A 2,719-nucleotide genomic window follows, 5' to 3' on the forward strand; every position below is an offset into this window, starting at 1 on the left:
ACACACCGACTGGCATAAGCCACCCCCAGATCACGCACCAACGGCGTGATCGACCAACCGTCAGCGGCAATATGGTGCACCACGATCACCAGTACGTGTTCATCGCCGCTGATCCGGAAAAGCTTTGCCCGGAACGGGATCTCGGTCGCGAGGTCGAACGTGTAGGTGGCTGCCGCGTTGACGGCCTCACCCAGTTGGCTCGCCGACCAGCCGGCCGCATCGACGATCTGCCAACCGAAGTCGGCCCGCTCGGGCGGCGCCACCACCTGCCGGGGAATCCCGTCGACCACGGCGAACAGCGTGCGCAGACTCTCATGGCGGACAACCACGTCGGCCAGCGCCGCACCGAACGCATCGGTATCGATGCGCCCGCCCAACCGCATACCCGCCGCCATGTTGTAGATCGGCGAGGGCCCGTGCAACTGGTCGAGGAACCACAACCGCTGCTGGGCAAACGACAACGGCAGCACCGCGGGCCGCTCGCCGGCGACCAACGGCGCAAGCCGCCCGGCGTCCCCGCCGATGCGGGGCGCCAACTGGGCAACCGTCGGCGCCTCGAACAAGGCGCGCACCGCAAGGCCGGCGTCCAGGCTCTTGTTGATCGCGGCGACCAGGCGCATCGCCAGCAGTGAATCGCCACCCAGATCGAAGAACGAGTCGTCGACGCCGACGCGCACGACACCGAGCACCCGGCTGTAGATGCCGGCCAGGATCTCCTCGGTGAAGGTGCCCGGGGCCCGATAGCGATCCCCATCGGAGTACTCCGGTGCCGGCAGGGCGCGTTTGTCGAGTTTGCCGTTGACCGTCAGCGGCAGGGCGTCCAAAACCACCACCGCGGCCGGGATCGTGTAGGCCGGTAACAGCTCGGCCAGCGCGCGACGCGCCTCGGCCGGGTCCGCTGTTCCGGTGATGTAGCCCACCAGACGCTTGTCGCCGGGACGGTCCTCGCGGGCGACCACCACCGCCTGCTCCACCCCGGCCAACCCGGCCAGTGCCGCGCGCAACTCACCCAGCTCGACGCGGTATCCGCGGATCTTGACCTGCTCGTCGGCGCGGCCCAGGTACTGCAGCTGCCCGTCGCTACCCCAATAGACCAGGTCTCCGGTGCGGTACATCCGGTGTCCCGGCCTCCCGAATGGGCAAGGCACAAATCGTGTTGCGGTCAGAGCGGACCGCAACCAATACCCAACGCCCACAGCGGCGCCGGCCACGTACAGTTCGCCGACTACGCCGGCCGGCACCGGACGCATCCACTGATCGAGCACGAACAACGCCGCCTCTGCCACCGGCGCACCGATCGGCGGCGCGCCCGATGTCCCCGCTGGCCCCCGTCGCGATCGCAAGCCCGGCGCAGCCGGGCGCAGCGGGTCGCGACCATCAGACCCTGATAAGGGCGCACTGAACGCCACCCACATCGTCGTCTCGGTCGGCCCGTATTGATTGATCATCAATCGGCCGGGTGCCCAGCGATCCACCAACTCGGCCGGGCAGGCCTCTCCGCCCACCAGCAGGTCGACCGATTCCAGGCCGGCGGGCGACATCATCCCCGCCGCCGATGGGGTCTGACTCAAGACATTGACCTTCTCGGAGACCAGCAGAGCATGAAGGTCTTCCGATGAACCCGCCACCGACTCGGGCACCACCACCAGCCGCGCGCCGCGCAGCAGCGCACCGAAAATTTCGAAACCGGAGATGTCGAAGCTGTAGGAGTGCCACTGCGACCACACCCGCCCCGGCGCCGCCAAACCCGAATCCAATGACTCGATCAGCCCGGTGACGTTGCGGTGGGTGATGGCCACGCCCTTGGGGACACCGGTGGTACCCGAGGTGTAGATGAGGTACGCGAGATCCTCGGGTGCCGGTGCCGGCAGACCCGTGCACGGATGGTCTTGGATGCTGGCGTCTTCGACGTCGATGACCGGCAGCTGGCACCCATCGAGGCGGTGGGCAAGTCCGGTGGTGGTGATTGCGGCGATCGGCCCGGCGTCGGCAACCATGAACTCGATCCGCGCCGCCGGCAACGCCGGGTCGATGGGCAGATAGGCCGCCCCGGTCTTCAGCACCGCCAACATCGCCACGACCGCCTGCGCCGAACGCGAAAACAGCAGCGCCACAATCTGTCCCGGGCCTACACCCTGGTCGGCCAACAGATTCGCCAGCCGGTTGGTGGCCTCATCGAGGTCCCGGTAGGTCATCGAGTGGCCTTCGAAGGTCAGCGCCGCCGCCGCTGGGGTGCGCGCCACCTGCGCGGCGAAGGACGCCGGAACCGACACCCCGGGGGGCGCAAGCCGGGTCAGCGCCGCCCGGTTGCCGATCTCGTCGAGGCGGGCATGCTCGCCGTCAGCGAGCAGATCGAGGGTTGAGAGCGCACGGGTGGGGTCGTCGGTGAGCGCCGCCAGCACCCGGCCTAACCGGTTGATCAGCTTGTGGATGCTGTCCTCGTCGAACACGTCGGTGCGGTACTCCACCGCGCCGCCGATCCCGGCGGGCTCTCCGTCCTCGGTCCACCCTTCGCCGAGGGTCAACATCAGATCCATTCGGGCGGTGTGGGTTTCCACCGGCAGTGGTGTGACCTGTAGATCGCCGAAGGTGGGCCCGGAAGCGGGGTTCTGGTCCTGACCAGTGAAGTTCTGCCAGGCCAGCATCACCTGGATCAGCGGGTGATGGGTCAGACTCCGGGCCGGATTCAACCGCTCCACCAACAGCTCGAACGGCACAT

1 protein-coding gene is annotated in these 2,719 nt (G+C 68.0%); it reads right to left on the minus strand.

The window, feature by feature from the left end:
* On the minus strand, positions 1-2,719 hold a 2,719-nt coding region (locus ACZY1I_RS32095), incomplete at both ends, for a non-ribosomal peptide synthetase (protein ID WP_463761685.1).

It is taken from the genome of Mycobacterium sp. IDUB_37 (assembly GCF_055419245.1).